The sequence below is a fragment of the Caballeronia sp. Sq4a genome, assembly GCF_023170545.1.
Classification (GTDB): Bacteria; Pseudomonadota; Gammaproteobacteria; order Burkholderiales; family Burkholderiaceae; genus Caballeronia.
Genome location: NZ_CP084253.1, coordinates 407990 through 433947 on the forward strand (window position 1 = coordinate 407990; position 25958 = coordinate 433947).

Here is a 25958-nt window from a genome sequence, read left to right on the forward strand (position 1 = left end):
GTCCAGCGGTATTGACGAGCACGGTCAAGTTGCGTTTCGGTGCGATTCTAGGACGACCACGCTACGTGGCGCGACATGGCAGGCATCCGATTCCGCCTTCGCTGTTACGGTATCCGAAACAATATCGAGCGGCGATGCAAGCGATGTATCGACGATGCGCCGCCAAGTTTGCTTGTCGAGGACAGGCACCGCGACGATACGCGCGTCGTCGTTCATGTTCATGATGATGTGCAACATGGCTTCGCCCGGTGCTTGCGCGGCAAGCGTGAAGGCGACGAGACGTGCGGCGGGGTCATGCCACGGCGGCTCGCCCAGTCGCTCGCCGTGCCATGCAACGTCGGGATAAACGTCGCCGTTCGCAGGCCGCCCCGTCAAGAAGCGTCGGCGGCGCAGGCTCGCGTGCCGCTTGCGCAGTGCGATGAATTCGCGCACGAAGCGCAACATGTCGAGCGCATCGCGCGAGGTACGCCAGTCAAGCCACGACAGCTCATTGTCCTGGCAGAACGCGTTGTTATTGCCTCGCTGGCTGCGCAGGACTTCATCGCCCGCGAGAATCATCGGTACGCCCTGGCTCAAAAGCAGGATCGCCATGAAGTTGCGCGCCTGCTTGAGACGCAGACCGATGACCGCGTGATCGTGCGTCTCGCCTTCCGCGCCGCAATTCCACGAGAGGTTATCGTTGGTGCCGTCGCGGTTGTCTTCGCCGTTTGCCTCATTGTGCTTCGCGTTATAGCTCACGAGATCGAGTAACGTGAAGCCGTCGTGACAGGTGACGAAGTTGATGCTGTTGGCGGGCAGCCTGCCATCCGCCTGGTAGAGATCCGCGCTTCCCGCCATGCACGTACATACTTGCCCGATGAGCCCGGGGTCGCCGCGCACGAAGCGTCGAATCACGTCGCGGTAGCGTCCATTCCATTCGGCCCACGCCATCCCCGGAAACGCGCCTACGTGATAGAGGCCGCCCGCGTCCCATGCTTCGGCAATCAGCGGCACGCGCGAGAGCATTTCCGACGATTCTATCGCCCAAGGCAACGGCGGGTTGCGCATTAGCCCGCCGCCCTCGCCGCGCGTGAAGACGCTCGCGAGATCGAACCGGAAACCATCGACACCGAGGTCGCGTACCCAATACTCCAGACATCGCAGAATGAACGCGCACACCAGCGGATGATTGCAGTTGATCGTGTTGCCACAGCCCGTATAGTCGCGGTAACGGCCGCCATCGGCTGGATCGACGTGATAGAAGATATCGTTCGCGAGCACCTTGAAGTTGATGACGGGACCGTTTGCACCGGCCTCCGCAGTGTGATTGAACACGACGTCCAGCAGCACGCGAATGCCCGCCGCGTGCATGGCGTCGATGAGCGCGCGAAATTCCTGCGGCGCTCGTGCCGCTTCCACGCAATAGCGCGAATGCGGACTATAGAAGCTATGCGTGCTGTAGCCCCAGAAATTCGTGAGTCCTTTTGCGGCTGCGGAAGGCGGAACGTCCTGCTCGTCGAATGCCATGACCGGAAGCAACTCGACATGCGTGACGCCCAACTCCTTCAGATAAGGGATTTTCTCGATCACGCCGGCGAACGTACCGGGACATCGGACACCGCTCGACGGATGCCGCGTGAAGCCGCCTACATGCAACTCATAGATGATGGCATCGTCCAGCGTGCGAATGTCGACGTCGTCCCGCGTTTCGAGAGGTTCCGTGACGATGGCTCTCAACGATGCGTGTGGCGCGCCTTGCGCCTCCGAAGCCTGCTGGCGGTTCCAGAAACGCTCGCTGACCGCCCGCGCGTGTATATCGAGCAGTTCCTTGCGGCTGGCGGCAGCGTCATCCATTTGGGGTACGCCATGTGGACCGCAGGCACGCCACGTGTAGCAACAGTGAACCGGTAGATCTTCGACAAAGACATGCCAGAAATAGAACGTCCGGTTCACCTCGGGCGCGAGCGAGACAATCCGGAACGGCTCGGTGCTTTCCGTCGAAGCGTAGAGCAACAGCTCCATGCCTGTCGCGTGCCGGCAGAACAGGCAAAAGTTGACGCCGCCCTCTGCGACTGTCGCGCCGATAGGAAACCGCGAACCCGGCTGCACACGATAGCTGTGCGCGCTGTCGACGTTAGCTCTGAGCAAGGTCGATCCTCACTGCCGACGTTTTCCAGATGCGCTTGCAGTATTCGCTGATCGCGCGGTCTGACGAGAACTTGCCCGAATGCGCGGTGTTCATGATCGACATGCGAGTCCATTGCTGCACATCTGCCCATGTTTCGCTTACGCGTTCCTGGCATGCGCAGTAATCCGCGAAGTCGGCCAATACGAGGAACGGGTCAAATTGCACGAGGTTGTCGACCAGCGGCCGAAATACATTCTTGTCGCCGCCCGAAAAGCGCCCTTGCGCGATGTCTTCGACTGCATCGCGCAAAACTTCATTCGACTCCATGTATTGAGCGGGCCGGTATCCTTCGCGCTTTGCCTGCTCGACCTGTTGAGCAGTGAGTCCAAAGAGAAAAAAGTTCTCGGCGCCCGCTTCCTCGCGAATCTCCACGTTGGCGCCATCCAGCGTGCCTATTGTCAGCGCCCCGTTCATCATGAACTTCATGTTGCCGGTGCCCGACGCCTCTTTTCCCGCCGTCGAAATCTGCTCGGAGAGGTCGGCCGCCGGATAGATCCAGTGCCCGTTCTTGACATTGAAATCCGGATAGAAAACGACTTTCAGCCGCCCCCTGATCGCGGCGTCGTTGTTGACGACATCCGCAATGCCCGTGATCAAACGGATAATGAGTTTGGCCATCGCATAACCGGGAGCAGCCTTTCCGCCGAAGATAAAGCAGCGCGGCGCACAGGGAATGTCCGGGTTCGCGCACAAGCGACGGTACAAGCTCACTATATACAGCGCATTCAAATGCTGGCGCTTGTATTCATGGATTCGCTTGACCTGTATGTCGAAGAGCGCGTCGGGATCGACGACGATTCCAGTGGCATCCCTGATGCGCTCCGCGAGCGCCGCTTTGTTCTCGCGCCGCACGGAACGCCACGCGTCATGGAACCCGCGATCATCCGCGAGCGCTGTCAGCGCATCGAGCCTCGATAGATCAGTGGCCCATCCGTCGCCGATGGTCGTGTCGAGCAGACGTGTCAGTCCGGGATTGCTCAACATCAAGAAGCGGCGCGGCGTCACGCCGTTGGTCACGTTGCAGAACCGTTCGGGAAACATGTCGGCGAAGTCCCGCATCACCGTCTGCTTGAGTAGATCCGAATGCAGTGCTGCGACGCCGTTCACTGCATGACTACCGACCGTGGCGAGGTGCGCCATGCGCACCTTTCTGTCGCCGGCCTCGTCGATGAGCGACATGCGCGCCACGCGGGCATCGTCGCCCGGAAAGGCGCGCCGTACATCTTCCAGGAAACGGCTGTTTATTTCATAGATGATTTCGAGCGCGCGCGGCAGCATGCTCTGGAAGAGCGGCAGGCCCCACGTTTCGAGCGCTTCGGGCAACAGGGTGTGATTGGTATAGGCGAACGTGCGCCGTGTGATGTCCCACGCTTCGTCCCACGGCAGGCCGTGCACGTCGAGAAGCAGACGCATTAATTCGGCTACCGCTATGGACGGGTGCGTATCGTTCAGTTGGGCAGCGAAAAGATCGGCGAAATGGTGTACCGACGTCCCTTTGATTGTCATTAGCCGCAACATGTCCTGCAGCGAGCACGATACAAAGAAGTACTGCTGCGCGAGTCGCAGTCGCTTGCCTATTTCCGGTTCGTCGTTCGGATATAGCACCTTGGATAACGTTTCCGACAAGACTTTCTCCTGCACCGCCTCGTAATATTGGCCGGCGTTGAAGTCTTGAAAGTCGAATGACTCGACTGCCTCGCTCTTCCACAGCCGAAGCACGTTGCAGGTGTCCACGCGGTAGCCTTGCACCGGGAAATCGCATGCCACGCCCTTGACCTGCTGCGCCGGTTTCCACTCGATGCAAAGACGGCCCTGATCGTCGGTGCGCTGTGTCGTTTGTCCTCCAAAGCCGACGTAATAGCACACGTCCGGCCGCGCGATTTCCCATGGACTGCCCTTCTCGAGCCACTTGTCCGTGACCTCGACCTGCCAGCCATCGCGGATCTGCTGATCGAAGATGCCGAACTCGTAGCGAATGCCATAACCGATCGCGGGTATCTCGAGAGTAGCGAGCGAGTCCATGTAGCAGGCAGCGAGGCGCCCCAGTCCGCCATTACCGAGGCCCGGTTCTTCTTCGACCGCAAGCAGGGCGTCGAGGTCTTGGCCGAGCGCATTCAACGCATTGCGAGCCTCGTCCTGCATGGCCAGATTCAGCAGGTTATTGCCGAGTTGCGGACCGATCAGGAATTCAGCCGACAGATAACACGCGACCTTCACGTCTTTCGCCGCATAGATTTTCATCGATGCGGCCCAGCGCGCCAGCATTCGGTCTCTCACGCTGAACGCGAGCGCCATGTACCAGTCTTGGCGAGTAGCGATGTCCGGGTAGCGCGCCTGACGACAAATCAGGTTCCTTACGATGTCGTGCTGCAACGGATTATCGGCGAGCTCATTCGTCGCTGACGCGCGACGGGAGGCTGCGTCTAGGACAGGAGCATCGTTCATGGTCGCCTCGTCATTCGATACGTTGCAAGGATATGTTAGGAGCTACAAATTTCAAGCGCTTGAACTCTGGCGCTTTCACGCTCCACTTTCTCCACGAAGACTATTCATTCACTTACAACATCTCTCTCAATGACGTCAGAGAGCAAGGCCACACTCTCAGGAAAAGGCGCCTTGAAACGAACACTGATTCGCCTAAAACGTATTCACGGCCTAACGACAAATGCGCGATGCATTGTTCCGTGCGCCATGTCTAACGGACCGGCCACGCATTCGGTTCTTCAACCGGGAAGTCAATGAAAAGAGCTGCCGAAAGCATCTGCGCGGTCGTCCTCGCAGCCCTCCTCATGCTCGCGTTGCCGGCCGCATCCCTGGCCGCCGGTTCAGAGACGCTCGCTCAGATCGAGGCGAGAGGCGCACTGCGGTGCGGCGTGAGCGAAGGCATAGCCGGCTTCTCGGCTCAGGATGCGTCCGGGCGCTGGACGGGAATGGATGCCGACTTCTGCCGTGCCGTGGCTGCCGCCGCCCTCGGCGATCCTGACAAGGTCGCATTCGTTCCTCTCAGGACGTCCGCACGCTTTCCCGCACTTCGAACGCGCCGCATCGACCTGCTCGCGCGCAATACGACCTGGACCTTGCTTCGCGAGGGGACGCTCGGCGTGCAGTTCGCAGGCGTTCTCTTCTACGACGCACAGGCGTTCATGGTGTGGACGAAGAACCCCATACGCGCGTCCTCGTCCCTGAATGGCGCGACCGTATGCGTGCTGCGCGACACGTCGAGCGAGGGCAATCTTTCCACGTATGCCGAAGCGAATGCGCTGGATATCAAGCCGCTCGTCGTCGGATCGGTGGATGCGCTAGAGCGCGCGTTCCTCGAGGGCCAATGCAGTGCGTCCACGGGGGACGCGTCGCTACTCGCTGCCCTACAAGCTCGCGCGCCGGGCGGGGCATCGTCGGTTGTCATTCTTCCCGAACGCATATCGAGGGAGCCGCTCGGCCCTGTCGTGCGAGACGACGATAGCGCGTGGCTTACCGTCGTGCGTTGGGTTCTTTTCACGTTGATCGCTGCCGAAGAACTCGGCGTGACGCGCGCCAATCATGTCGAACGCATGCGCGATCCGCGCGTGGCTCGCGCGCTGGTTCCGGATGCAGCAGTGACGACCATGCTCGGCCTAAAGCCCGGCTGGACAGCAAGAGCGCTGAACAGTGCCGGTAACTACGGAGAAATGTTCGATCGCAATCTGGGCAGTGCAAGTCCTCTGCAGATGAAGCGAGGACTCAATGACTCATGGACGCGCGGCGGCCTGATGTACGCCCCGCCGATGCAATGAAGAGGGAAGAACGCATCGTGAGCGACTGGCAGATCTATCTCGTCGTCGGGGTCTTCTCGGCGGTCATACTCGTGATCGCCTTTAATGTCATCGACATGACCGTGGCGGCGCTCGTCGGGGCCAGCATACTCATTGCGCTGCGCATTCTCGACGAACAGGACTTGCTCGCCACCGCGCGAACCTCGGCGGGCCCTATCAGCCTGCTCTTCGGCGGCATGGTCGTGGCGCGTATTCTGGCGACCACTGGCCTCTTCGACGTGATCGGCGACATCTATCTACGGGCCACCGCGGGAAGCGGCAAGCGCTTCCTGCTACTGCTGATCGTGGTGGTCGCGCCGTTGTGCGCCCTTTTGCCGAACGCGACGACAGTGATCCTGCTCGCACCAATCATCGTTCGCGTGGCCCGTGCATTGGATGTGGACATTGCGTCGCCGCTTATTCTCACCGCCATGCTCAGCAATGCTGCGGGGCTGCTGACGCTCGTCGGCGACCCCGCCACGTTTCTTGTCGGCAGTTCTATCGGCATGACCTTCGGCGAGTACCTCAGGTACGCGAGTCTCGGCGGCCTGCTGTCCATCGTCGCGGTCATTCCGTTGTTGCCGCTTATCATGCGGGACATATGGGGCGTCGTCAGGCCCGTGCCGAAGCGCGTCCAACATGCGAGGTTGCAAAGGCCGGTTTATGCAGCGCTGTCCCTTGTCGTGCTCGCGCTGATGATGCTGCTATTCATCCTGGGCGAGGAACTGCCGACGCGCATCGTTCCGCCAGCCGTCGCCGTGATCGCGAGCGCGCTCGCGCTTCTCGTGGCCTATGCGTTCAAGATCGAGCCGACCGATCGCGTGCTGCGCGACGTCGACTGGAAAACGCTCGTGTTTCTCGCGTGCATCTTTTGTCTCGTGCAAGCAATGGTCAAAACCGGCCTGCTTCAGGTGATGGCGCTCAGGCTTCATGAATGGTTCGGGACCAATCTGACGCTCGTCACGCTCGCGATGATTAGCGGCATCGGCCTGCTGTCGTCGTTATTGGCCAACGTCCCGGTTGCGGCAGCTTCCATCGTGATGTTGAAAGCCTATCTTGTGACTGCCGAATTCGTCCCTGAAGCGGCGATGGCCGATCAATTCACACAGTGGCCCCAAACAGTGATACCCGTATTCGTCGGCATGATGTATGGCGCGACGCTCGGGGGGAACGCCACGCTGATCGGGTCGGCGGCGAACATCGTCGCCGCGGGTGTCTGCGCGAACGAAGGACGCCCGGTCACGTTCGCCCGCTTCCTGCGCTATGGCTTGCCCGTCACGCTGTGTCAACTCGCGGTGACAGCGGCTTATGTGATGGTCCTGTCGAAGATACTGCGTTGACTTCGTATGAACGATTGCTGAACTCACGCTGCTACGCTGGGCTTCTTCTTTCCATCAATCTTTCGGGTTGTTCAACCACTGCACGGTGTCTGCATCAGCGATCATTTCTCTGACGCACTCGACGAGATAGGCCGGCTCGACTGGCTTGCCGATAACGCGCACTCCAGCCGGACGTCCGCTAATCTCGCTACCGAACCCGGATACGATGATCGCAGGCAGATGCGGGGCCGTCTGCCTGAGACGCTCGATAAGCTCTTGCCCGTTCATCCCCGGCATACGAAAGTCAGTGACGAGTGCGTCGATGGTCTCGCTCTGACTAATGGCAAGCGCGGCGTTTCCATCGTAGGCCGCAGAAACACGGAATCCGCGCAACTCGAAGTAGCGCTGAAAAACATAGGCGATCGCGACCTCGTCATCGACAATCAGTACGTGCCTTGTTCGGGTCTCATCCTTCATGGCGAAAACCATCAGCTGCCTGCGACGGAAACTTCTTCTCGAGCGAGGCGCGCACGTGCTCGGCCAGGTCGCTCACCCGATAAGGCTTCGTGAGCGTGGTGATGGGCGCTGCGGACACGTTCGCGGCGGGAAGCTGATCCATATAGCCCGTCGCGAGCAACACGGCGATATCCGGTTGTCGCTCTCTGACTCGCTCCACGAGCTGCAACCCATTCATTCCTCCCGGCATGATGATGTCAGTGAAAAGCAAATCGACATCGCCATATCGCTCGATGACTTTCAGTGCTTCCTCGCCGCTCTGCGCGGACAATACGCGATAGCCGAGATTCTTCAAATGGCCATACGCGAGTTCCCGAACGTCGCGGTTGTCGTCCACGACCAGCACCGTATGCTTGCCGAGAATGGCTTCGGTGCTCCAGTTCAGAGATTTGTCGCCTTTCTGGCTGACATCGGTTTCCGCCTGACTGACCACCGGGAAGATCATGCGTATGGTCGTTCCCTGTCCGGGCGTGCTGTCTATTTCGAGTCGGCCATGCGACTGTTGTACGAAGCCATGAACCATTGCGAGTCCAAGACCCGTGCCCGGCCCTTTGGTCGTGAAGAACGGCTCGGTGGCCCGTCTCACGACGTCCGGCGTCATGCCTTCTCCATGATCGATCACGCAGATCACGACATAGATTCCGGGCGTCAGGTTATGCGCCTCGATTCGCTCAGCGTCATTGATGACCGAGGTGGCGACCGTGACTCTCCCACCCTTCGGCATCGCGTCGCGAGCATTGATGAGCACATTCAGCAATGCCATTTCCATATGCGTGGCATCGAGGGTGCAAGCCGGCAAGCCGGGCTTCAGATCGAGGTGCAGGTCGATCTTGTCGCCGAGCGTTCTGACTAACATCTCACTGAACTCGACCACCAGCGTATTCAGATTGAGTTGTTTGGGTTCCAGGCGTTGCTTGCGAGCGAACGTGAGTAGTTGCTGAGTGAGTTTGCCCGCCTTCTCTCCCGCCGACATGGCGCGCCCGATTGCTTCGCGGGTTGCCTGCCTGTCGTGCAGAGACGCTGCGGCCAGTTCCAAATTCCCCGTGATGATCTGCAGCAGGTTGTTGAAGTCGTGCGCGAGCCCCGCGGTCAGTTGCCCGATGGCCTCCATCTTCTGCGCCTGCAGGAAGGACTGCTCCGAGATCCGGCGGCGAGTAATGTCCATCTGCGATGAGAAATAGTAGAGTAGTTTCCCATCCTTATTGAACACGGGGCCGATAAATAACGCATTCCAGAAGGGCTTGCCGCTCGCCTTGTAGTTCAGCACGTCCACTGCGACTGCCCGCTGCTCACGCAGGGCGTTACGGATTTCTTCCACAGCGCGCGCATCGGTTTCCGCGCCCTGCAGGAATCGGCAGTTGCGTCCGAGAACCTGCTCCTCGGTGTACTCGGTCAGGTCGAGAAACGCGCGGTTGGCGAAAACGACAGGGTTGTCCGGTTGATTCGGGTCGGATACGACCATCGGCATTCGCGTCATTTCGACGGCAGCGAAGAAGATATTGCTGCGGTCGTCCAGTCCAGGGCGGGAAATCTGGCTTGCCTGCCAGTGCTTGATCCCGGGATTGCCTAACGGTGAATAAGCGCTGCCTTCCAGTTCGCCGTCTGCCGGCCGGCCGATGCTCTGGCCATCTCCCTGTTCATCGCCGTGCTTGCTCAAAACTTCGTCTTTGTCGCTGCCCTTTGCCATATCTTATTCGCCAGTGTGTGTGATGTTGGCCCCATCGCGGAAGATGCATCGAGGGGATGCCGGCAACCTTCGGATAGTACCCTTTACTCGATGCAGACTCGTTCCTTGCTATGACTGCGCCTTCTCGACGCGGTGCAGCCACGCGAGCGAAATAAGCACGATAACGACCGTGATCGCGGCGAACGTGATCGTCGCGGGTGTGATGCCGATACGTTGCACCGCGACGCCTATCGCTATGACGGGCAGCGATATCGCCACATACAGCACGACGAAGAACGCCGCGGTCACTTCCGCCTTGCGCTCGGCCGGACTGCGATTGGATAGCTCGCCGAGTGCAGCACGAAAGCTGATGCCCTGCCCGAGTCCGCATAGCATCGTCCCGATGACAAAGGCGGTGGACGAACGCTGCCATGCGCATAGCGCAAGCAGCGCGAGACCGACGACAAGCGCGACCGAACCAGCAGGTTGTCGCCATCTTTGCGGGATACGTTTCTCGACCGCCTGACCGATCGCCGAGCAGAGAAAGATAAAAGACACAGCCAGGCCAATCAGCAAGCCGCTGTGATATCCGAGCACGTTGCGCATGAGTTGCGGCGAAACGGCGGTAAAGAATCCGACAACGACGAAGCCCGCAAATCCAGACAACGCTGCCGGCACGAACGCAGCACGCACCTCACGCGGGAGCGAGATGCGTTGCATATGCAATTTCGGGTGATCCGCCACGCGCACCGTTTCAGGCGCGGCGCGTAGCAATAGGAAGGCGAGCACCAGCAATGCGATATGCGCGAGGTACGAAAGACGCATGGGCCAGGACGCGAACTCGACAAGCGCTCCACTGAGGACAGGTCCCAAGCCGAGCCCGAGCATGTTCGACGACGTTGCAGCGAGCATCGCCTTCGAGCGCGAGTCGGACGGACTTGATTCGATCACCGCGACCGTCGCCGTCGACGTGAAGATGCCCGCCGAGATGCCCGAGACGAGACGACCGAGCAAGAGCATGAGGAGGCCGTCGGCAAATACAAAAATCAGCGCAGAGACGGCGGCGGCAGCAAGGCCCGCCTTGAGCATGCGCTTGCGCCCGAGTTGATCGGACCAGCTGCCCATCGCCAACAGCGCGCCGAGCACGCCGATCGCGTAGGCCGCGAAGATGACCGTGATGGTCGCGGGACTGAAGCCGTAGGTCGTCTGATAGTCGTGATAGATCGCGGTAGGCAACGTCGTGCCCGCCATGTTGATCATGAATACCAGTGCCAGTGCGAGATAAGCCGGCATGCAGAGGTGGGTCTATTTGTCGAAGGATGCGGGTGCTTTAGCACGCTCCGTGCACGCACCGAACTTTTCGCGTGCCGGCGGATGGATGCTGTCTTTTGAATACCGGCTTCAAGGACGCCTCATGCCGCGAGCGCTCCCCTCGCCACGTTCCGGTGCGAAAAAGAACGCCTTGACAGAGACTCTTACGATATATATCTTTAGATATGTTTTACGACATAAAGGGAGTGTGTCATGAGATCACGTTGCTTTCACGGCAAGCGCGACGATTCGCGCGGCTTCGGTTCCGGTCTTCCGTTCGATGCGCTGGACCGCCTCGATCGCCTTGCGTGGCGCGGCTGGGAGATGATCGGACGTCATCGGCACAGCGGCGGCGGGCGCTTTGGCGGCGGCTTCGGCGCGGGCGGCCCCGGTGGTGCGGGCGGTTTCGGCGGGGGTCCCGACGACATGGGCGGCATGCCGCGCGGCCGCAAATTCTCGTCCGAAGACCTGCAACTCTTGCTGCTCGCCATGCTGGCCGAGGCGCCGCGCCACGGTTACGAGCTCATCAAGGCGCTGGCGGATCGCTCCAACGGTTTCTATGCGCCAAGCCCCGGCATGGTGTATCCCGCGCTGACGTATCTGGAAGAACTGGGCTATGCGACGGTCGAGATGGAAGGCAACCGCAAGCGCTACGCGCTGTCGGATGCGGGCAGTGAATATCTCGCGGCGAATCGCGAACGGGTCGATCTGATGCTCGCGAAGCTTTTGCATTTTGCACGCAAGATGGACCTGGTACGGCGTGCCTACGCGGGCGAGCAGGCCGACGAGGATGCCGGCGACGGCGGCTGGGTGCCCGAACTCATCGCAGCGCGACGCGCCCTGAAGCGGGCGCTACTCCTGCGCACCGATGCATCGCCGCAAGAGCAGCGCCGCATCGCCGCGATTCTTGAACGCGCGACGGCCGACATCGAACAAGACAATGCGCCGAAACAGGCAAAAGGAACGACAGAATGAGCCATTCACTCGTCGAAGCACAACAAGGCCGCTCCGAACTGGAAGTCACGCGCGTGCGTCACCCGCTGAAATTCCGCTTGCTTCAGGTCAAGCGAGTCAGGCCGATTAATCCGCATTTTGTATGCATCACCCTGACGGGCGAGGCGCTCGCAGACTTCGAGAGCGCCTCTTTCGACGACCACGTGAAGGTCTTCTTTCCGCAGCCGGGCGGAAGCATGCCGGTGGTGCCGGAGGCCGGCCCGGACGGTCCCGTGTTCGATCCCGCCAAGCCGCGACCCATTGCCCGCGACTTCACGCCTCGGCGCTTCGACCGGGCGGCGCGCGAATTGGATATTGAATTCGCGCTTCACGACGCCGGCCCGGCGACCGCGTGGGCCGCGAAGGCCGCGCCGGGGGACTACCTCGGCATCGGCGGGCCGCGCGGCTCGTTCGTCATTCCGACGCGGTTCGACTGGCATCTGCTGGTAGGCGACGAGACCGCGCTGCCCGCCATCGCCCGTCGCCTGGAGGAGCTTCCGGCCGGCACGCGCGTGGCGGCGCTGCTCGAAGTCGCCGATCCCTCCGCGCGAATCGAATTCGATACACGCGCCAATCTGTATGTGCAGTGGTGCTACCGCAGCGAGTCCGCGTACGCGGGCGGCGATCTCTTGCTCGCGTTGCGCGGAACGTATCTTCCCGACGGCGAGGGATACGTGTGGGCCGCGGGCGAGGCTGCGCTCATGCGCGCAGTGCGCCAGCTGTTGTGCAATGAGCGAGGCATCGACAAGCGCCGCATTCGCGCCTCCGCCTATTGGAAGCGCGGCGAGCAAGGCGTGCATGGCACGATCGAAGACTGAACTCGCGTCCCGGCGTGCCGATAAACTAAACTGATGGCTATAACTCTTTCAGCATAGCCATGGATAACCGCGAACTGCTCAACCTCGCTTATCTGCGCGCGTTCAGGCTCGTGGCGCAGACGGGCAGCGCGACGCGCGCGGCCGCCGCCCTTTTTCGCGCGCAGTCCGCTGTCACGCGCTCCTTGCAGGAACTGGAAGCAGCCGTAGGCGAGACGCTGTTCGAACGTCGCCCGTCGGGCATGTTGCCGACACCTGCAGGTCGCGCCGTTCTTCTCCGTTGCGAACGGATCTTCGCGGAGCTCGAAGCGCTGGGTCAATGGTGCACCGCACGGCAGTCACGGCGACGCTCGGCTAACGGCAACGCGTTGCCTGCGTTCCTGCTGAATACGCGGCGGTTACAGCTATTCTCGGCATTGGCGCGTCATCGGCACATGCCGAGCGCCGCGCAGACGCTCGGCATCAGTCAGCCCGCAGTCAGCAGCGCGATCCGCATCATGGAAACGGGCGCAGGTATGCAATTGTTTTATCGCAGCCCGCGCGGCCTGTTGCTCACGAGCGAAGGCGAGACGTTCGTGCTGCACGTACGTCGCGCGCTCAACGAACTGCGCCACATCCCGGACGATATCGCGGCTCTGCGCGGCACCATTCAAGGCTATGTGACCGTCGGCGCGCTGCCGCTCGGCCGGACGCTGATTCTTCCGGGGGCGATCGCGCGCGTGGCCTCGCAGTATCCGGGCGTACGCATCGCCACGGATGAGAGCGCCTACGAACCGCTCGTGGCCGGCTTGAGAGCGGGCGATATCGACTTCGTTCTGGGCGCGCTCAGGCCGAACGATGCATCGAGCGGATTGACCAACGAGCGCCTGATGTCGGAGGACATGGTGGTCATCGCGCGGCGCGATCATCCGCTGGCTAAGGCCAAGGCTTTGACACTGAAAGAGTTGAGCGCCGCGCAATGGGTCTTGCCGCGTAGTCACGCGCCCGCACGCGGCATGTTCGAGGCGCAATTCAAGCGGCTCAGGCTCAAACCGCCGATGCCGACGGTCGAGACCGCCGACCTTGCCGTGATCCGTGGCTTGCTCACGCACACCGACATGCTCGCGGTCGTATCGGCCCAGCAGTTGTTCTATGAATGCGAGTCGAGGCAGCTCGTCGTGCTGGACATCGCGATGCAGAACACACGGCGCGATATCGGGCTTACGTTACGCGCGGGCAGCACGCCTTCTCCGGCCGCCCGCGCGCTGATCGACGCGATTCGCCTGACTGTCGATCAACTCGCGCATTCGGCGGGCGTCGCGAAGATATCGAAACATACGGCATGATGCGGCGATGCTGCCGACCGTTTCATCCATTACTCGTCTGGTACTCTTGAAACTCAATGAGTGATTCTTCGCGCGAAACTTCAAGCCATGAATGACCCCACAAGCGCTATCGACGCTATCCAATATGCTCAGGTGACCGGTAGCCTGTATCCGCTATCCATCGAATATCAATGGCTCAACCCCGAACTCAAAGACGCGCCTATTGCGGTATTTCTGCACGAAGGACTGGGTTCCATTGCGTTATGGAAAGACTGGCCGCAGTCGCTATGTGATCGCCTCGGTTGCCGCGGACTCGTGTATTCGCGTCCGGGTTATGGACGTTCGACGCCGCGTCGCGCAGACGAGCACTGGGCGGGCGATTTTCTGCATCATCAAGCGCAGGTCGTGCTGCCTGCGCTGCTGGATGCAATCGGCATAAACGAGAGCGAGCGCGCACGCATGTGGATCATCGGGCATAGCGACGGCGGGTCGATCGCCTTGCTTTATGCAAGTGCTTATCCCGAGTCGTTGGCGGGGGTCGCGGTGCTGGCCCCGCATGTGTTCGTCGAGCCGATGACCGTTCAGGCGATCACTCAGGCACGAAGCGCTTATGAGAGCGGCGCCTTGCGCTCGCGGCTTGAGCCCTACCATCAGAACGTGGATTCCGCTTTCTATGGTTGGAACGACGCATGGCTGGATCCCGCGTTCCTTCATTGGGACATTACGACGACGCTCGAATCCATCCGCCGGCCGCTGCTCGCCATTCAAGGCTACGACGACGAATACGCGTCCATGCAGCAGATCGACAAGATCAAGGCAGCGGTTCCTCACGCTCATCTCGTCAAACTGCCGGGCTGCCGTCATTCGCCTCACCGCGACGCAGCCGAAGCAGTGAATGAAGCCATCGCAGCCTTCTTCGATGCACAGCGCACTGCGTGAGTCAATTTTTCCGCCAGAGGCGTTCGGGGTTCGTTCGGCTACCGGGCAAGCATTTAGCTAAGTGTCCGATAAAGGAAACCTTGTCTGCGTTTATCGAAGGAGAAATGCCATGCTGCTTACCGATGAAGAACTCGCTCGTCTGGAAACCGTTGCGCCGTTCCTGCAGAGCGAAGCGCGAACATCCCTCGAATTCGAGGCGGACTACGACATCACGATGGAACTCGCGGAACATTTGCAACCGGGCTTGCGCGTGCGCGCTCCGGGCGCGACGGCGGCAACGGCCGCGGCGGCCGCACTTGCTGCTCCGCCGTATCCGCTCGACTTGTTCGTCGGACTTCCGCTCAGCGAACTGCGCTCGCTCGCGCATGCCGACGACCGGCGCCGCGATGACGCCATCGCGCTGTTCGGCGCAACATTTTCGCCGCGCCTCTTACGCGCCATTGCAAAGATGACGCCCAATGAAATCGACCTCGATGCCGGCGTGCAAAGCGAAGCCGGCACGCTCGCAGTGATGCTCGAAGAGAACGAAGGCGCATAAGCGGCACGCGCTCCGTATTTACCCGTGAACTCACGCGAGGCGCGCATTCGACGCGCCTTGCGTTGTTATAATCTTATCAACGTAAGACCAGAAACTCACATTCGGCGACGCGTGGAAAGCACTGCAAAACGATGGCCAAGATCGACCGCCTCCGCACGCTCTCGAGCGCATTAGAAAAACAAAACGTGATGCGTCTGCGCGATGCCGCCGCGCTTCTCGGTGTCTCCGAAATGACGGTGCGCAGAGACGTTGCGGCCAACCCCGGGCAGTTCACTTACCTGGGCGGCTATATCGTGAGCGCGGCGGACTTGCCGAATGCAGCGGGCTATACCATCGACGAAGAGAAGGATCACTTCGCGCAAGCGAAAGCCATTGCGTCGAGTCATGCCGCCCGCCTGCTCACGAACAACGAGACTGTGTTCATCGACTGCGGCACGACGTTGACGACACTAGCACGGCAGATTCCCGCTGAGATGCATCTGACCGTGGTGTGTTATTCGCTCAACGTCGCGGAGATTCTGCGCCGCAAGCCCAACATACGCATGATTTTGCTTGGCGGCGTGTACGTGCCTTCGTCGGAATCATTCGCCAGCGATGAAAGCGTCGAAACGCTTAGGCGCATGGGAATCAATAAGGCATTCATGTCGGCCGGCGGTGTCGATGAAGTACGGGGCGTGACGTGCTGGAACTTTCATGAAGTCGCCATCAAGCAGGCGGCCATGGCGAGCTCCGTCGAACGGCATCTTGTGGTCGATGCGAGTAAGTTCGGCAAGGTGAAAGCGGTGCGCTTCTCGCAGATCTCCGACTTCGACTCCGTCATCACCGAGGAAGGGCAACGGCGCACGGACTCACGCGAATAGCAGAAGCGTAAGTCCCGTAAGTCCAAATGCGCCGCGCGTTGCGCTACTGCCTGCGACCCAATGCGAAGAGCGTTCCTGCGATGAGAATGAATGCGCCGATGATGACCTTCTGCCACGTACTCGGCACGCCCACGAGAATCAGCACGCTATTGATGAGCGTGACGAGCACCACGCCGAGCAGCGTGCCCGTCACCGTTCCCGTGCCGCCGGTAATGCGCGCGCCGCCGAGAATCACCGCAGCGATGACATCGAGCTCCGTGCCGACGAGATCGAACGGATTGGCGAGCCGGTTCGTCGATACATGCAGAATGCCCGCTACGCCGGCGAGCAAACCCGTGTAGCCGAATACGAATAAGTGGATCGCGCGCAGGTTATAGCCGAGCCGTTCCGCAATGGCGAGACTGCCGCCCATCGCATAGACGCCGCGGCCCATCATCGTTCGATTCAGGAGCCACCATGTAACGATCGCCGCGATCACGAGCGCCAGCACCGACACAGGAAGGACCGCGCGCAAGCCGTCCGCCGTGTGGTAATAGAAAAGCGGCAAGCGGCCGAACACATCCATGCTGTGCGGAATGTTCATGAAGAACTGCGTGCCGACGAAGGTCAGCAACAAGCCGCGAAACAGGTATTGCGTGCCGATGGTGACGATCAGCGAAGGCGCTTTCAGCCGATGCACGAGCATGCCGTTGACCACGCCGAGCAGCACGCCGCCCAATGCGCCCGTCAACACGATCAGCGCGAACGGACATTCGGGCCACCATGCGAACACCGCCTTGGTGATCGAATACATCGTCAACGCAGCGATGGCGGTGAACGATACGTCGATCCCGCCCGACGCGAGCACGACGAGCGTCCCGAGCGCAAACAGCGACACCGTGGTCGCGGAATGCAGCATGTCGAAGAGCGTCGCGAACTGGAAGAAGCGCGGGTTGAGGCTACCCACGATCAGGCACGTGACGAGAATCAGCCCGACGGTGAACCACTCCGGCTTGCGCATCAACTGCGCGTAGAGACTGCCCTTGCGCACGCGCGGCGCGACATTGCTCACGGCTTGCGGCACGGTCTCGCTTGCGGCGCCGCGGATGGATTCGCTCATGCTCATGCTGCCTCAGAAAGTAGCGCGTGATACAGATCGGCCTCGGTCAGACGATCGGCGCGATATTCGCCGGCGACGCGGCCTTTCTTCATCATCAGAATGCGATCGCAGTTTTGCAGCAGTTCGGGCAGATCATCGCTGATGAGAATGATGCCGATGCCCTCCTTCGACAGCCGCTGCATGATGCGGTAAATGATGTCCTTCGAGCCTACATCGACGCCGACTGTCGGCCCATGCAGAATCAACACGCGTGGATTGATCGCGAGCCAGCGGCCGATCAGCACGCGCTGCTGGTTGCCGCCGGAAAGCGACTGCACTGGCTTGTCGACATCGGGCGTGGCGATTTGCAGATCCTTGACGGTGCGCTCGGCTAGCGCCTGCGCGCGCTTGCGATCGATTTGCCCGATGCGGTCGCGCAGGCTCGCAATCATCGCGGTCACGACGTTATCGCGGATGGGCTTGTCGAGAAAAAGCCCTTCGTTCAGGCGGTCTTCCGGCACATAGCCGATGCGTTGCGTTCTGGCATCCGCGGGCGATTGCAGGCGAACACGCATGCCGTCGAGCGTCACGACGCCGCTGTCCGCAGGCGCCACGCCCGCGAGCGCGCGCGCCAGTTCATTGCGGCCCGAGTCCAGCAGTCCCGTCACGCCGAGTATCTCGCCTTCATGCAGAGCGAACGATACGTCGGCAAACTGACCCTTGCGGCCGAGTTCCTTTACATCGAGCACGACGTTCGACGCACGCGCCTCGCCTTCTTCGCGGTAACGGTCGGTCGAAAGATGCTTGCCCGTCATGAGCTCGCTGATCTGCGCCTTCGTGTAGTGCTCGATCGGTCCTTGAGCCATCTTCTGACCATCGCGCAGCACGATGACTTCGCCACCGATCGCGTAGCACTCGTCGAGCTTGTGGCTCACGAACAGCACGGCCACGCCTTGCGCGCGCAGTCTCGCAAGCACCGCGATCAGGTTGTCGACCTCTTTCTGCGTGAGCGAGGTCGTGGGCTCGTCCATGATGACGAACTTCGCTTCACTCGCAATGGCGCGCGCGATGGCGACGAGTTGGCGCGTCGCCAGCGGCAATTGTTCGATCAGCGTCTTCTGGAACTCCGCATCGCCCGGCAAACCCACGGCTTCGAGCGCGCGTGCGGCGGTCGTCGCGAGCGCGCGCCGGTCGAACGTGCGCGCGAGCTTGCCCGCGTGCTCCGCGAGCTCGGAAGTCAGCGCGACGTTCTCGGCCACGCTCATGTTCGGCAGGAGCGACAAGTCCTGATACACGGTCTCGATGCCGGCCGACAATGCTTCGAGCGGCGAGAGCCGCGCATGACGCGCGCCTTCGATCACGAGCTCGCCTTCGTCCGGCGGCTGCGCGCCCGAGATGATCTTGATGAGCGTGCTCTTGCCACAGCCGTTTTCGCCGAGCAGGTGATAGATCTGCCCGCGCTGAAACGCGAGGCTCACGCCACGCAGCGCATAGACGCCGGTAAAGCGTTTATGGATATCGACGACTTCGAGGAGCGGTGTCTCTTGGGTCATGGCGTATGGATTCGGGCGGCGCGCGCGTCGAACGTCGAACGTCGAACGCTGTGCGCCGCGAACATCACATCAGTCGCATCAGAACGGGTATTGCTTGTAGTTCGTCTTGTCCACGTCCACCCAGCCGGTGCCGCGAACGATCACGCCCTTGCCCGGCCCTTTGCTCACCGTGACCTTGTTATAGCCGGTAATGCCGAGGTCCGCGCCGTTCTCCACCGTCTTGCCGTCGACGAGCATCTGCGCCACCTTGTTCATCGCGATGCCGGCGAGCTTCGGGTCCCAGAATGCGATGCCGTTGATGGCGCCGCTTTCGAGGAACTTGCCCGCTTCGGTGGGCAGACCCGTGCCGTACACGCAGATCTTGCCGACCTTGCCGGCCTCTTCCACCGCGCGCCCGATGCCGATCACATCCAGTGACGACGAGCCCTGAAAACCGGTCAGATCCGGATGCTTGCGCAGCACTTCCTTCGCGACCTGATACGCGCGCTCGCCGTCGTTATTCGTTTCGAGCTTCGGCTCGACGAGATCCATCTTCGGATACTTCGCCTTTGCGTTGCCGATGCCGCCGTCCGCCCATTGCACCTGCGAGCGGCTGCCGAGCGAGCCGACCAGCACCGCCCACTTGCCCTGCTGCCCCATGCACTTCGCGAGACGTTCGTTCAGGCCCGCGCCGTATGCCGTGTTGTCGAACGCTTCGATATCGACCATCGTGTTCTTTGCGTTGTCGGCTTCATGCGTGACCACCTTGATGCCGCGATCCATCGCCTTCTTGAGCGCGGGTTCGAGCGTCGGCGGATCGTACGGAACCACTGCAATCGCAGTGACTTTCTTCGCGATCAAGTCCTCGATGATCTTCAATTGCTGCGCGGCGTCGGCGCGGCCGGGTCCGGTCTGATAGACGTTGATGTTCGGGTTCGCCTTGCCGAACTCTTTCACGCCGTCGTCCATGCGATTGAACCAGTTGATGCCGGTCACCTTGACGACCGTGACGATGGTTTCGTTCGTCGCGGCCTGGGCGGCCATGACCGCGCCGGCAGCGAGCGCAATGGCGGTCAGCGCGGTGCCGAAAGTCTTGAGCTTCATCGTGTTGTCTCCTTTATGTTTGGAATGTCGTTCGATGGTCTTTTGAAGCAATCACACAGCGAGTGGTCAACGTCCCGTCGATGCTGGCGGCGGTGGAATCTTGGATGTGGGCCTGGCGCCGCCGATGCCGAAGATCGCGCGCACGCGTTCGCCACCCGCGAAGGCGAGCGACGCGAGCAGCAGGAAGCCCCACGCGCAATCGCCGAAAAACTGGGAGACGCCGAGCAGATTGAAGAGACTCGACAGGAATTGCAGGACCGTTGCCGCGAGAAACACGCAGACAATGCGTCCATAGCCGCCCGCCGGATTCACGCCGCCCATCACCGCGATCAGGATCGCGATCAAGAGATAAGAGTTGCCGTAATCCCACTTCGCGCTGGACGTATGCGTTGCGCTGATGAGACCCGCCAGCGATGCGAGCACGCCGCACATGCCGTAAGTCAGAATCAGCATGCGCGCGCGCGGAATGCCCGCATAGAAGGCGGCTTTGGGATTCGTGCCCATGAGGTAAAGCCGCAGGCCGAACGGCGTGCGCTTGAGCACCCAGCCGAGCCCGAGCACCGCCGCAATGAAGATCCACAGCGAAATGGGCACCTGAAGAAACGTGCCATTGCCGATGTTCGAGAGCGGATCGACATATTCGACTCGCACCGATGCGCCGTTGCTCAACACGACGGCAATGCCCGTGAAGAGCAACTGCGTGCCGAGCGTGCAGAGAATCGGCGTCAGCCTGAGCTTGGCAATGACCACGCCATTCAGCAGGCCACCGACCACGCCCATCGCAACAACGATGCCGACGAACACGGCCGTATAGAGCGCGGGCGAATCGTCGGCGGAGACGATATGCGGCAGAGCCATCGCCGCGACCATGCCCGAGAGGTTCGCGAGGCCGACGCCCGAGAGGTCGATGCCGCCATTGCCCGAGACCATCGACAACATGATGCCGAGCGCGAGCAAGCCGAGTTCGGGCAATTGGCCGCCCATCGACTGAAGATTGTCGATGTCGAGAAACTGGCCGTGCGAAAGCCATGTCGCGACGATCACGACCAGCAGATTCACGCCGATCAGAAAGTTGAACTGCCGGTCAGCGAGCCACTTCGACGCCTTCATTGCGTCACGCTCCTTTCGCTCAACAATGCATTGATTTCGTCGAGGCGAGGCATCGAGGGCGCGGTGCCTGGCCGCGTGACCGAGATGCTCGCCAACGCGCATCCGAAGCGGACCGCATCGAGCGCGCTGTCGCCGCGCGCGAGCGCCGCCGCGAAACCACCGGTGAAGCCATCGCCCGCGCCGGCCGTTTCGACCACGCGCCCGCATTCGAACGCAGGAACCAGCACCGATTCGTTCGCGCTATGCAAAAGCGCGCCCGCCTCGCCCAACGTGATGATCGCCGCGCGCGCGCCCTTGCTCAACAGAACATTAGCCGCGCGACGCGCATCGTCGACAGACTTCACGGCGACTCCGGTCAACGCCGCCGCCTCGGTTTCATTCGGCGTGATGTAGTCGCAAAGCGGATAGATATCGTCGTCGAGCGCGAGCGCAGGCGCCGGGTTGAAGACGGTCGTCACGCCATGCTTCCGGGCCAGTTCGAGCCCGCGTTTCGCGGCCGGAACCGGCTGCTCCAGTTGCGTGACAAAGACGGCTGCCTTCGCGATGTCCGCTTCGATCGCATCCACGTCATCGGGGCCGAGCGTGCCGGCCGCGCCCGCCGCGACGATGATCGCGTTGCCGCCGGTGTTCTCGTCCACATAGATATGCGCGGCGCCGGTCGCGATATCGTCTATCACGCTGGCGCGCGATGTGATGCCTTCGGCCGCCCACGTGGCTTGCGCGATCTTGCCGAACACATCGTTGCCGATGCGCGTGCAGAAGACGACGTCCGCGCCCGCGCGAGCGGCGGCCACGGCCTGATTCGAACCCTTGCCGCCCGGTCCCATCGCAAACGCGGAGCCCGCCACCGTTTCGCCAAGCAAGGGCATGCGCTGCGCGCGAAAAGCGAGGTCCGTCACATAGATGCCGAGGATGACGACGCTGCCGCTCATGGCGCGTCCCCTTGCGGCGCATCCGGCGCGAGCTGCACGCCTTTCTTGAAGATGAAACAGCCGTAGCCGCGCGTCTCGCCCGTGCGGATGACGCAATACGCCTTCTTCGCGCGTTCATAGAACGCGAAGCGTTCGATCGGCGCGAACGCCACTTCGCGGGCTTCCGCGTGATCGACTTCGCGTTGCGCTTCGCGCTGCACGGCGGGTAACGCGGTCGCGTCGCCGACGACTTCCATGCGGCCTGCGGGATCGTCCACGAACGTGTCCAGCGGCATCACCGACAACACCGCGCGCACGACGCGCGGCGCATTCGCGCCGTCGATCCGCAAGAGCTTGCCGAGCACCGTCTGGCGCGCGACCGAATCGCCGGGAAAGTTCGCGTCGCAAATGACGACTTCATCGCCGTGTCCCATCGCGGCGAGCGCGTAGAGAATGTCGGCGTTCAGAAGCGGGTCAATGTTCTTCAGCAAGAGCGTCTCCTCCATGCATGGCGCGTCCTGTTTTCGGATCTGCGCCGTTGAACCTCGGATTACGAGTGCCGCAAATCAATCTCCATACGGCACCCAGATATTCTTGACTTGCACGGCTTGGCGCAAGAAGGGCAAACCTTCACTCGATGCATCATGCCAGTCGAACAGTCGTCCGTGATCGACAAAGGTTCGCTTCAGATTGCCGACCGATTCGCGCTCGGCCATCGCCGAAAGCGCCGCGCCATTGAAGCACCAGAGCGCGTCGACGTCATCGTGCTGGGCGAGCGTTTCGCCAAGCGAGCGCGCGTCGCCGGTCACGATGTTGAGCGCGCCGCCCGGCACGTCGGACGTATCCGCGACCTGATAGAAATCTGTCGCCATGAGCGGGCACGTCATGCTCGGCACCGCCACGACCGTATTGCCCAGCGCGAGCGCGGGCGCGATCAGCGAGACGAAACCGAGCAACGGCGCTTCGTCCGGACAGATGACGCCGATCACGCCGACCGGCTCGTGCATCGCCAGCGCGACGCCATGCAACGGCGGCGCATGCACCGCGCCGTCGAACTTGTCGGCCCACGCTGCGTACGTGAACAAGCGGGCAATCGACGCCTCGACTTCGCGCTTCGCATCGCGTTCGCCGGAACCCGCGCGCGTCACGAGTTGGCGCGCGAATTCCTCCGCTCGCGCGCTCAGATTCTCCGCGAGGTAATACAGCACCTGCGCGCGGTTGTGCGCGCTCGCTGCCGCCCATTTCGTCATGCCGCGCGCCGCCGCCACAGCATTGCGAATGTCCTTGCGATTGCCCTCGGCCACTTCGCCGACGATCTCGCCCGCAGGCGAGCGAACGAGCCGCGAGTAACCGCTATCCGGCCGCGTCTGCTTGCCGCCGATGAAGAGCTTCGCCGTGCGGTCGATCGCGCTGACATTAGCCGACTCCATCAGCGAGTCCGGCTCGACGGGCGGCGCTTGCGTGTCGGAGCGCATCGGCAGCTTGGACCATGCGCGCGGCTTGAGATATTCGTATATGCCCTCGCGTCCGCCTTCCCGCCCGAAACCGGACTCGCGATAGCCGCCGAAGCCCACTGCCGCATCGAACAGATTCGTCGCGTTGATCCATACGACACCGCACTGCAGGCGCGGCGCGACGTCCAGCGCGCGGCTGATGTTCTCGCTCCAGACGCTCGCGGCGAGGCCATAGCGCGTGTTGTTCGCCAGGGCGACGGCTTCGTCGGGCGTGCGAAAGCTCATCGAGACGAGCACGGGCCCGAAGATTTCTTCTTGCGCAAGCGTCGATGCCGGCGCGACGTTGGTCACCAGCGTCGGCGCGAAGAACGCCCCGCCTTCGGGCAACGCGAGACGCGAGGGCTGATGAATCTCGCATCCTTCGCTTTCGCCCTTCGCCACGAGCGCGCGGATGCGTTCGAGTTGCACGTCATCGACGATGGCGCTCATGTCGACGCCCTTGTCCAGCGACGGCCCGACGCGCAGCGTTTCTATGCGGCGCTTGAGCTTGTCGATAAAGCGTGCTTCGATGCCTTCCTGCACGAGCAAACGCGAACCCGCGCAGCACACCTGGCCTTGATTGAACCAGATCGCATCGACGACGCCTTCCACAGCCGAGTCGATATCGGCGTCGTCGAACACGATGAACGGCGACTTGCCGCCCAGTTCCAGCGTGAGCGATTTGCCCGAGCCCGCTGTCGTCGAGCGAATCTGGCGGCCGACTTCGGTCGATCCGGTGAACGCGATCTTCGCGACGTGCGGATGCTCGACGAGCGCCGCGCCCGTGCGGCCATCGCCGGTCACGACGTTGAGCACGCCCTTGGGCAAGCCGGCGCGGTGCGCGAGTTCCGCGAACAGCAACGCCGTGAGCGACGTGTATTCCGCGGGCTTGAGCACGACGCAATTGCCGAGCGCGAGCGCCGGCGCGATCTTCCACGCGAGCATCAGCAGCGGAAAATTCCACGGCACGATTTGCCCGATCACGCCGAGCGGCGCCCAGTCCGCGAACTCGCGATCCTGCAATTGCGCCCAGCCCGCGTGATGCAGAAAATGCCTTGCGACGAGAGGGATGTCGATGTCGCGCGATTCGCGAATCGGCTTGCCGTTATCGAGCGATTCGAGAACGGCGAAGAGGCGGCTATGCCTTTGCACCATGCGCGACAGTGCGTACAGGTGCCGCGCGCGGCCCGCACCGCCGATGCCTTGCCATGCTTCCAGCGCATCGTGCGCGGCTTGCACGGCGGCATCCACGTCGCCGCTCGATCCTTGCGCAATCGACGCGAGCACGCGGCCCGTCGCCGGCTCGCGCGAATCGAAGCGATGTTCGTCCCCGCCGTCTCGCCATGCGCCGTCGATGAAATGGCCGAAGCGTCCGGCGTGTTGATCGAGCCATGCGCGCACGGCGCGATCGTCTTCCGGTGCGGGTCCGTATTCCATCGAAGAAAAGTAGTGGGCTACGCTCATGAGGCTTGTGTCTGTATTGGGCTGGTTCAGGCGACCGGATGGCGGTTGAACGCCGAATAGCGCCCGCTCACGTGATGTTCGAGTTGCCGCTCGATATCGGCAAGCAGGCTGGACGCGCCAATGCGAAACAAGTCCGCTTCGAGCCATTCGCGCCCGAGTTCCTCCTTCATGAGAATCTGATAGTTCAGCACCGATTTCGCGGTCGACACGCCGCCCGCCGGCTTGAAGCCGATCGCGATCCCCGTGCGCGCCAGATATTCGCGAATCATGCGCACCATCACGAGCGACACGTCGAGCGTCGCATTGACGCCTTCCTTGCCCGTGGATGTCTTGATGAAATCGGCGCCGGCCATCATGCAGATCATCGAAGCCTTTGCAACGTTGGAGAGCGTGCGGATGTCGCCGGTGCCGAGAATCGCCTTGACGTGCGCGTCGCCGCAAGCCGCGCGGAAGTCGCGCATCTCGTTGTAGAGCGCTTGCCAGTTTCCGGTCAGCACGTGCTCGCGCGTCACGACGATGTCGATCTCCTTCGCGCCGTCCGCCACCGATGCTTCGATCTCGCGCAGCTTGAGCGCATGCGGATTCAGGCCGGCGGGGAATCCGGTGGACACGGCGGCGACCGGAATGCCGCTATCGGCGAGCGCGTCAACCGCCGTCTTGACGAAGCGGTGATAGACGCACACGGCGCCTGTCGTGATCGGCTGATCCGACATGCCGAGCGCGTCGAGCAAGTCCTCGCGCAGCGGGCGGCGCGCCTTGGCGCAGAGCCGTTGCACGCGCGCGGTGGTGTCGTCGCCGCTTAGCGTCGTGAGGTCGATGCAGGTGATCGCCTTCAAGAGCCACGCCGCCTGCGCGTCTTTCTTGACGGAGCGACGCAGGCCGAAGCTCGCTGCCCGGCGCGCGACCGCCGATTGATTGACGCGCAGTCCTTCGAGCCATGCGAGGTCGAAAGGGACGCCGGGATTGCGCGCGCGCGTGGCCGGGTGAGCGGTTCCGGGCCACGCGACGATGGACTTCGATGCGGTTTCCAGCATGAGATCGGTAGGC

At 61.9% G+C, this 25958-nt stretch carries 21 protein-coding genes; 8 read left to right on the plus strand and 13 right to left on the minus strand.

Going from position 1 to position 25958, the window contains the following annotated elements:
* Window positions 1-24 precede the first annotated feature (24 nt).
* Both LDZ24_RS26310 and LDZ24_RS26315 read right to left on the minus strand, forming a co-directional pair.
* Entirely contained in the window at window positions 25-2088 is a 2064-nt protein-coding gene (locus LDZ24_RS26310) for a glycogen-debranching protein (protein WP_248324793.1), read from the minus strand.
* Between the two features lie 25 nt (window positions 2089-2113).
* The gene (locus LDZ24_RS26315; protein WP_248324300.1) at window positions 2114-4612 is read right to left on the minus strand and encodes a glycogen/starch/alpha-glucan phosphorylase; all 2499 of its coding nucleotides are present in this window, start codon (window positions 4610-4612) and stop codon (window positions 2114-2116) included.
* 293 nt (window positions 4613-4905) lie between these two features.
* Here LDZ24_RS26315 and LDZ24_RS26320 point away from each other — a divergent pair, with 293 nt between their 5' ends.
* Both LDZ24_RS26320 and LDZ24_RS26325 read left to right on the plus strand, forming a co-directional pair.
* Window positions 4906-5940 carry an amino acid ABC transporter substrate-binding protein gene (locus tag LDZ24_RS26320; protein ID WP_248324301.1) on the plus strand — a complete coding sequence of 345 codons (1035 nt, stop codon included), beginning with the start codon at window positions 4906-4908 and terminating at the stop codon, window positions 5938-5940.
* Window positions 5937-7298 (plus strand): SLC13 family permease, encoded by a 1362-nt coding sequence (locus LDZ24_RS26325; RefSeq protein WP_248324302.1) that lies wholly within the window; start codon window positions 5937-5939, stop codon window positions 7296-7298. Before LDZ24_RS26320 ends, LDZ24_RS26325 begins: the two co-directional genes overlap by 4 nt.
* A gap of 54 nt (window positions 7299-7352) precedes the next feature.
* On the opposite strand, the gene LDZ24_RS26330 is transcribed toward LDZ24_RS26325, so the two are convergent.
* From LDZ24_RS26330 to LDZ24_RS26340, 3 genes are all read right to left on the minus strand, one after another.
* Window positions 7353-7754: a response regulator gene (locus LDZ24_RS26330; RefSeq protein WP_248324303.1), complete on the minus strand. Its 402-nt coding sequence runs from the start codon at window positions 7752-7754 to the stop codon at window positions 7353-7355.
* Window positions 7744-9480: a histidine kinase famiy protein gene (locus LDZ24_RS26335; RefSeq protein WP_248324304.1), complete on the minus strand. Its 1737-nt coding sequence runs from the start codon at window positions 9478-9480 to the stop codon at window positions 7744-7746. The genes LDZ24_RS26330 and LDZ24_RS26335 overlap by 11 nt, the downstream gene beginning before the upstream one ends.
* A gap of 108 nt (window positions 9481-9588) precedes the next feature.
* Window positions 9589-10752: an MFS transporter gene (locus LDZ24_RS26340; protein WP_248324305.1), complete on the minus strand. Its 1164-nt coding sequence runs from the start codon at window positions 10750-10752 to the stop codon at window positions 9589-9591.
* 231 nt (window positions 10753-10983) lie between these two features.
* Here LDZ24_RS26340 and LDZ24_RS26345 point away from each other — a divergent pair, with 231 nt between their 5' ends.
* From LDZ24_RS26345 to LDZ24_RS26370, 6 genes are all read left to right on the plus strand, one after another.
* Window positions 10984-11745 (plus strand): PadR family transcriptional regulator, encoded by a 762-nt coding sequence (locus tag LDZ24_RS26345; RefSeq protein WP_248324306.1) that lies wholly within the window; start codon window positions 10984-10986, stop codon window positions 11743-11745.
* Window positions 11742-12581 carry a siderophore-interacting protein gene (locus LDZ24_RS26350; RefSeq protein WP_248324307.1) on the plus strand — a complete coding sequence of 280 codons (840 nt, stop codon included), beginning with the start codon at window positions 11742-11744 and terminating at the stop codon, window positions 12579-12581. The genes LDZ24_RS26345 and LDZ24_RS26350 overlap by 4 nt, the downstream gene beginning before the upstream one ends.
* A 59-nt stretch (window positions 12582-12640) precedes the next feature.
* Complete coding sequence (locus tag LDZ24_RS26355; RefSeq protein ID WP_248324308.1) at window positions 12641-13903, plus strand: LysR family transcriptional regulator; 1263 nt, start codon at window positions 12641-12643, stop codon at window positions 13901-13903.
* Window positions 13904-13990: 87 nt separating this feature from the next.
* Complete coding sequence (locus tag LDZ24_RS26360; protein ID WP_248324794.1) at window positions 13991-14821, plus strand: alpha/beta fold hydrolase; 831 nt, start codon at window positions 13991-13993, stop codon at window positions 14819-14821.
* Window positions 14822-14930: 109 nt separating this feature from the next.
* Window positions 14931-15359 (plus strand): hypothetical protein, encoded by a 429-nt coding sequence (locus tag LDZ24_RS26365; RefSeq protein WP_248324309.1) that lies wholly within the window; start codon window positions 14931-14933, stop codon window positions 15357-15359.
* Between the two features lie 131 nt (window positions 15360-15490).
* Window positions 15491-16219, plus strand: coding sequence for a DeoR/GlpR family DNA-binding transcription regulator (locus tag LDZ24_RS26370; RefSeq protein ID WP_206470872.1), 729 nt, complete (start codon window positions 15491-15493; stop codon window positions 16217-16219).
* A gap of 43 nt (window positions 16220-16262) precedes the next feature.
* Here LDZ24_RS26370 and LDZ24_RS26375 read toward each other — a convergent pair whose 3' ends face one another.
* The 8 genes from LDZ24_RS26375 to deoC all read right to left on the minus strand — a co-directional run bounded on the left by LDZ24_RS26375 (window position 16263) and on the right by deoC (window position 25945).
* Window positions 16263-17324: an ABC transporter permease gene (locus LDZ24_RS26375; RefSeq protein WP_371747498.1), complete on the minus strand. Its 1062-nt coding sequence runs from the start codon at window positions 17322-17324 to the stop codon at window positions 16263-16265.
* A complete protein-coding gene (locus tag LDZ24_RS26380) occupies window positions 17321-18850 on the minus strand; it encodes a sugar ABC transporter ATP-binding protein (RefSeq protein WP_248324310.1) in 1530 nt (509 codons plus the stop codon). Before LDZ24_RS26380 ends, LDZ24_RS26375 begins: the two co-directional genes overlap by 4 nt.
* 78 nt (window positions 18851-18928) lie before the next feature.
* A complete protein-coding gene (locus LDZ24_RS26385; RefSeq protein ID WP_175945355.1) occupies window positions 18929-19933 on the minus strand; it encodes an autoinducer 2 ABC transporter substrate-binding protein in 1005 nt (334 codons plus the stop codon).
* 66 nt (window positions 19934-19999) lie between these two features.
* Window positions 20000-21043, minus strand: coding sequence for an ABC transporter permease (locus tag LDZ24_RS26390; RefSeq protein WP_248324311.1), 1044 nt, complete (start codon window positions 21041-21043; stop codon window positions 20000-20002).
* Window positions 21040-21975, minus strand: coding sequence for a ribokinase (rbsK, locus tag LDZ24_RS26395; RefSeq protein WP_248324312.1), 936 nt, complete (start codon window positions 21973-21975; stop codon window positions 21040-21042). Before rbsK ends, LDZ24_RS26390 begins: the two co-directional genes overlap by 4 nt.
* Window positions 21972-22445, minus strand: coding sequence for an RbsD/FucU family protein (locus LDZ24_RS26400; protein ID WP_248324313.1), 474 nt, complete (start codon window positions 22443-22445; stop codon window positions 21972-21974). Before LDZ24_RS26400 ends, rbsK begins: the two co-directional genes overlap by 4 nt.
* Window positions 22446-22520: 75 nt before the next feature.
* The gene (locus LDZ24_RS26405) at window positions 22521-24911 is read right to left on the minus strand and encodes an aldehyde dehydrogenase family protein (protein ID WP_248324314.1); all 2391 of its coding nucleotides are present in this window, start codon (window positions 24909-24911) and stop codon (window positions 22521-22523) included.
* A gap of 26 nt (window positions 24912-24937) precedes the next feature.
* Window positions 24938-25945: a deoxyribose-phosphate aldolase gene (gene deoC / locus LDZ24_RS26410; RefSeq protein ID WP_248324315.1), complete on the minus strand. Its 1008-nt coding sequence runs from the start codon at window positions 25943-25945 to the stop codon at window positions 24938-24940.
* Between the last annotated feature and the right edge of the window lie 13 nt (window positions 25946-25958).

Coding starts and splice junctions, on each gene's coding strand:
- LDZ24_RS26320 (WP_248324301.1), top strand. CDS start 4,906: ATGAAAAGAGCTGCCGAAAGCATCTGCGCGGTCGTCCTCGCAGCCCTC.
- LDZ24_RS26405 (WP_248324314.1), bottom strand. CDS start 24,911: ATGAGCGTAGCCCACTACTTTTCTTCGATGGAATACGGACCCGCACCG.
- LDZ24_RS26385 (WP_175945355.1), bottom strand. CDS start 19,933: ATGAAGCTCAAGACTTTCGGCACCGCGCTGACCGCCATTGCGCTCGCT.
- LDZ24_RS26335 (WP_248324304.1), bottom strand. CDS start 9,480: ATGGCAAAGGGCAGCGACAAAGACGAAGTTTTGAGCAAGCACGGCGAT.
- LDZ24_RS26340 (WP_248324305.1), bottom strand. CDS start 10,752: ATGCCGGCTTATCTCGCACTGGCACTGGTATTCATGATCAACATGGCG.
- LDZ24_RS26355 (WP_248324308.1), top strand. CDS start 12,641: ATGGATAACCGCGAACTGCTCAACCTCGCTTATCTGCGCGCGTTCAGG.
- LDZ24_RS26345 (WP_248324306.1), top strand. CDS start 10,984: ATGAGATCACGTTGCTTTCACGGCAAGCGCGACGATTCGCGCGGCTTC.
- LDZ24_RS26325 (WP_248324302.1), top strand. CDS start 5,937: ATGAAGAGGGAAGAACGCATCGTGAGCGACTGGCAGATCTATCTCGTC.
- rbsK (WP_248324312.1), bottom strand. CDS start 21,975: ATGAGCGGCAGCGTCGTCATCCTCGGCATCTATGTGACGGACCTCGCT.
- LDZ24_RS26390 (WP_248324311.1), bottom strand. CDS start 21,043: ATGAAGGCGTCGAAGTGGCTCGCTGACCGGCAGTTCAACTTTCTGATC.
- deoC (WP_248324315.1), bottom strand. CDS start 25,945: ATGCTGGAAACCGCATCGAAGTCCATCGTCGCGTGGCCCGGAACCGCT.
- LDZ24_RS26360 (WP_248324794.1), top strand. CDS start 13,991: ATGAATGACCCCACAAGCGCTATCGACGCTATCCAATATGCTCAGGTG.
- LDZ24_RS26370 (WP_206470872.1), top strand. CDS start 15,491: ATGGCCAAGATCGACCGCCTCCGCACGCTCTCGAGCGCATTAGAAAAA.
- LDZ24_RS26315 (WP_248324300.1), bottom strand. CDS start 4,612: ATGAACGATGCTCCTGTCCTAGACGCAGCCTCCCGTCGCGCGTCAGCG.
- LDZ24_RS26380 (WP_248324310.1), bottom strand. CDS start 18,850: ATGACCCAAGAGACACCGCTCCTCGAAGTCGTCGATATCCATAAACGC.
- LDZ24_RS26375 (WP_371747498.1), bottom strand. CDS start 17,324: ATGAGCATGAGCGAATCCATCCGCGGCGCCGCAAGCGAGACCGTGCCG.
- LDZ24_RS26350 (WP_248324307.1), top strand. CDS start 11,742: ATGAGCCATTCACTCGTCGAAGCACAACAAGGCCGCTCCGAACTGGAA.
- LDZ24_RS26365 (WP_248324309.1), top strand. CDS start 14,931: ATGCTGCTTACCGATGAAGAACTCGCTCGTCTGGAAACCGTTGCGCCG.
- LDZ24_RS26330 (WP_248324303.1), bottom strand. CDS start 7,754: ATGAAGGATGAGACCCGAACAAGGCACGTACTGATTGTCGATGACGAG.